Origin of the sequence: Nocardioides sp. CPCC 206348, from assembly GCF_048654705.1 — a bacterium.
Taxonomy (GTDB): Bacteria; Actinomycetota; Actinomycetes; order Propionibacteriales; family Nocardioidaceae; genus Nocardioides.
Window position 1 is genome coordinate 25,062 of sequence record NZ_JBMCZA010000119.1, and the last position, 4,407, is coordinate 29,468.

At 70.3% G+C, this 4,407-nt stretch carries 5 protein-coding genes; 4 read left to right on the plus strand and 1 reads right to left on the minus strand.

Annotation, left to right across the window (positions count from 1 at the left end):
- Together ACOADB_RS07210 and ACOADB_RS07215 are read left to right on the plus strand one after the other, a co-directional pair.
- Nucleotides 1–558, plus strand: a 558-nt coding sequence (locus ACOADB_RS07210) for a nuclear transport factor 2 family protein (protein WP_378597285.1), incomplete at its 5' end; no start/stop codon positions are given.
- Nucleotides 559–582: 24 nt separating this feature from the next.
- Nucleotides 583–1,032, plus strand: coding sequence for an Lrp/AsnC family transcriptional regulator (locus tag ACOADB_RS07215; protein WP_378597286.1), 450 nt, complete (start codon nt 583–585; stop codon nt 1,030–1,032).
- Here the strand turns inward: ACOADB_RS07215 and ACOADB_RS07220 are convergent.
- The gene (locus ACOADB_RS07220) at nt 1,025–2,548 is read right to left on the minus strand and encodes an ATP-binding protein (RefSeq protein ID WP_378597287.1); all 1,524 of its coding nucleotides are present in this window, start codon (nt 2,546–2,548) and stop codon (nt 1,025–1,027) included. The genes ACOADB_RS07215 and ACOADB_RS07220 overlap by 8 nt on opposite strands.
- A 63-nt stretch (nt 2,549–2,611) precedes the next feature.
- Here ACOADB_RS07220 and ACOADB_RS07225 point away from each other — a divergent pair, with 63 nt between their 5' ends.
- Both ACOADB_RS07225 and ACOADB_RS07230 read left to right on the plus strand, forming a co-directional pair.
- A complete protein-coding gene (locus tag ACOADB_RS07225; RefSeq protein WP_378597288.1) occupies nt 2,612–3,286 on the plus strand; it encodes a response regulator transcription factor in 675 nt (224 codons plus the stop codon).
- A 152-nt stretch (nt 3,287–3,438) separates the two neighbouring features.
- On the plus strand, nt 3,439–4,407 hold a 969-nt coding region (locus ACOADB_RS07230), incomplete at its 3' end, for a hypothetical protein (protein WP_378597289.1).

A 4,407-nucleotide genomic window follows, 5' to 3' on the forward strand; every position in this document is an offset into this window, starting at 1 on the left:
CGCTGCGATCAGACAAGGGAAGGGATGAACACCGCGATGTCTGGATGGGACCGGGCCGAGCTGGAGAGCGCCTTCGAGCACTATCAGGCGCGCGTTGTCGAGGCCGGGCGGACGGGTGACTGGAACCTGTTTGCCGACCTCTTCGTGGACGACGCGACCTACCGCGAGCACGTTTACGGGACCTTCCACGGCCGTGAGGAGATTCGTGCCTGGATCGTCGAGACGATGTCGACCTTTCCCGGCAACTGCATGCCGTGGTTTCCGGTCAGTTGGTACGTCGTCGACGAGGAACGCGGCAGGATCATCTGCGAGATCCTCAACAGGATGAGGGATCCCGGAGACGGTTCGGTCCACCAGTCGCCCAACATCACGATCCTCACCTACGCAGGTGATCAGCGGTTCGCTGCTGAGGAGGACGTCTACAACCCGGCGAATTTCATCCCGATGATCGCCGAGTGGTCGCGCGTGGCCGAGCAGAACGGCACGCTTCCGGCGGACGAAGCCAGCTGGCTGGACGCAATGATCCCGGGGTGGCGCACTGCTGGGCGCAACGACTGACCTGTCCGACGTAGTGTTTGTTGCGTGACCGACCAAGCTGTTCTCGACCGGACCGATCGCGCGATCCTCGATCTCCTGCGTGAGAACGCCCGCCGCCCCCTGCGGGAGATCGCGGGGATCGTCGGACTGACCGTCGCGCCCGTGCAGCGCCGGATCGCGCGCCTGGAGAAGATGGGCGTGATCGAGCGCTACACGGTGCAGATCAACCACGGGCGGATCGCCAGCGGGATCGAGGCGGTGACCGAGCTCCAGTTCGCCGACGACCTGGACCTCGCCCAGATCATGGAGTTCGTCGCCGGTATCCCGGAGGTCGAGGAGGTGCTCACCCTGGCCGGTGACCCCGACGCACTGCTGCGCATCCGGGTCGACGGCGTGGAGGACCTCCGGCGGGTGGTCAGCCAGCTGCGCTCGGGTGGTCAGATCTCCAGCACCAAGACGCTGGTCGTCCTGGAGGAGTGGAACCGCTTCAAGTGAGGGGCCGGGTCAGCGCGGGCGCCACGAGCAGCTCGAAGCGCTGGTCCTGGAGCGTCCGTTCCTGGTCGACGAGGTGCCGGAGGTCGGTGAGGAGCTGGCGCGGGAGCCGGAGCGCGTCGGCGGCCCGCGTGATCCGGTCCAGCTCGTCGGCGGTGAGGTCGCCGTCCGCCGTACACATGCGCAAGGTGCAGTAGAGGACACCCCGGCCGCCCGCGGCCATCCCGGGCAACGCCATGACCGTCTCGAGGTCCTCGTCGACGTCGTAAGCGCGCAGGTCGTCGAGTACCCACGGCGCGGCACCCGCGGCGGCCTCGAAGCCGAGCGCCCACTCGCGCTGGCGCGGCGTGATGCGGCTGACGCCCCCGGCCGCGGCGAACATCGCCCGTACCCAGGATCGCTGGTCCTCCTGCGTGAGCTGGTCGTAGGTCTCGGCCGGGAGCTCGTACATCTCCCAGCCCACCCAGCGCAGGGCGGCCAGGCTGTACGGGTCGCGGACGGTGACCGGGTGGTCGGCGAGCGGGATGCAGGCGCTGATCGTGGTGCCTTCCCCCGCACGGCTCTCGATCTCGAGTCGCCCCCCGAGGACCGCGACGCGGTCGGACAGGCCTTCGAGCCCCGAGCCCGGTGAGGGTGCGGCGCCGCCGCGACCGTCGTCGGTGATCGCGATCCGCAGGCCCGCCGCGGTGAGGGTGGCCTCGACCACGGCGTGGGTGGCGTCGGCGTGCTTCGTGGCGTTGGTGAGCGCCTCCGCGACGACGTAGTAGGCGGCGACCTCAACCAGGTCCGACAGGGCAGTCGGTACGTCGACCCGGAGCTCGACCGGCAGTCCCGGCCGCTCGGCCAGTGACTCGAGCGCGCCGACCAGGCCGGTGGCCCCGAAGATCGCCGGGTGCATGCCGCGGGAGAGCTCGCGCAGCTCGCCGATGGCGCCGTCGAGCTCGCCCGCCGCGCTGGTGAGGATCGCCGCCAGCGCAGCGTCGGCGATCGACCGGTTGCCGGCCAGCCGCAGCATCAGGGCCACTCCGACCAGGCGCTGCTGGGCGCCGTCGTGCAGGTTGCGCTCGGTGCGCCGACGCTCGAGGTCGATGGCCTCCAGGATCCGGGCTCGCGACGCTCGGAGGTCGGCGACCTCGGCGCGCAGGTCGGCTCGCTCCTGCTCGTTCTCGAAGGCCAGGGCGGCCGCGTCGACCGCGGCCTTCAGGCGCCCCCGGTTGCGCAGCAGCGCCGGGTCGTGGATGAGCGCAGCGATCGGCTTCCCGCCGCGGTCGATCGGTGTCACCGAGCGCCCGTCGGTGCTGACGGGTGCCGTCAGGGACTGGCCGCGTTCGTCGATCCAGCCGCCGCTCCCGACGCGGAGGTAGACGATGTCGAGGTCGGGGTCGCCGAGGGACCTGCGCAGTGCGTTGCGGAGGGTGTTTCCGGGCCCGACGGTCTGCAGGTCGGCGACCATTTCGACCAGCCGCTGTGCGGCATGCCGGTCGCCGAGTCGCCATGGCCGGAGCCTCGTGATCACCACGTGCCCAGCCTGACCTGCGCGAAGCCGCTGCGCCACTGCCTCCGGGGGTCCATAATTGGCAAGGTGCAGGCAATTCGGGTGGTCCTGGTCGATGACGCCGCCCTTGTGCGTGAAGGAATCGCCCGCCTGCTCGACGAAGAAGGACTCGACGTCGCTGCCCAGCTCGCCGACGCCACCGACCTCGTGGCGATCGTGGACGAGACCAGGCCGGACGTGGTCATCCTCGACGTACGGATGCCCCCGACCCACACGACCGAGGGCCTCGACGCCGCCGTCGAGCTCAAGCGCACCCATCCGCACGTCGGTGTCCTGGTGCTGTCGCAGTACGTCGAGACCCACCACGCGATGGACCTGCTGACCGATGGCCACCGCGGCGTCGGGTACCTGCTCAAGGAGCGCATCGCGAAGCCGGAGGACCTGGTCGATGCCGTGAGGCGGGTGGCTGCCGGCGGGACCGTCGTCGACCCGGACGTCGTACGACGAGTGCTCGAGACGCCGCGGCGGGCGGACCCGGTCACCCGGCTGACCGTCAAGGAGCGGGAGGTCCTGACGCTGGTGGCGGAGGGGCACTCGAACGCCACCATCGCCCTCCTCCTCGACTCGAACGTCCGGACGGTCGAGACCCACACGAGCCGGATCTTCACGAAGCTCGAGCTGGAGATGAGCGCGACGACGCATCGGCGGGTGCTGGCGGTCCTGGCGCATCTTCGGGCCCGGTCGTCGGCCGCCGACGACTAGGCACGAGGGAGTACGTGCCAGCACGGACGACAGCCGGGTGCGTGCGGCTTTACGTTCCCCGGGAACACACAGGGGTTTGAACTCGGGTCGCCATGGGGCAATCCGGCGACCCCTGCTTCCGGCCCTCCTCCGCTCCCCCTTCTGGAGGGCTTGTGCCTTTCCGTCAGTTGCTGCGCCCGGTCGGCTACGTCGCCGTGACCCTCTGTCTCGCTTCCACCGTCCTCGGCGGGACGCTCGTGCCGGTCAGCGACGCCGCTCCGTTCGCCGCGCGTGCGAGCGTGTCGCCCGGGTTCCAGTACCTCGGCGACTCCGCGGGCACCACGTTCACCGTCACGATCAAGAACACCAGCACGTCCGACTCCATCGGTGCCGTCGAGGTCGGGCGCCCGGGCAAGTCATGGTCGATCACTGCGTGCCCGGGGGCACCGGCCGGGTGGACGGCCCAGGTCGCCGACACCAAGTGCCGGTACCGCAGCAGTGCCTCCACCGCTGACGACATCCCGGCCGGAGGGGAGAGTTCTGCCTTCCAGGTCACCGCAACGTCGCCGTCCGGGCCCCAGAACCAGACCGGTACGTGGCCGGTCAAGGTCAGCCGCAGCAGCAACTTCGACACCAAGAGCACGCTGATTGCGGCGTCCGCGACGCCTCCCGGCCTGGACCTCACGGCGTACTCGTTCGAGGTCCTCGACGTCGTCGTCGATCCGGAGGAGACCACGCCGGGTGACCCCTGTCCGGAGGCCAGCCGCTCGGCCGAGTCGGCGACCACCGGGCACACGCTGGTGGTCTGCGGACGCAACCGCACGACCGGGACGCTGACGCCCACGGCGTCGCGATCGAGCCTGGCCGGCACCTTCATCGCCGGCGCGGACGGGTTCAGCTCCGGCCCGGTCGCGCCCACCACGGACAGCCGGATCCTCGGCTCGTGGGATGACGTGGCGATCGTTGCGGCGCTGGGCGACGACAAGACGGTCATCGCCCGGATCGGGTCCGCGACCAACCGCACCTCGCCGCTGACCACGCTGGAGGACTACGAGGTGACGGGGGCCTCCCCCAACCACCCGCCCGTGGCAGTCGCTGACGAGGCCGACGTGGCGGCGGACTCGACCGGGGTCGACGTGGAC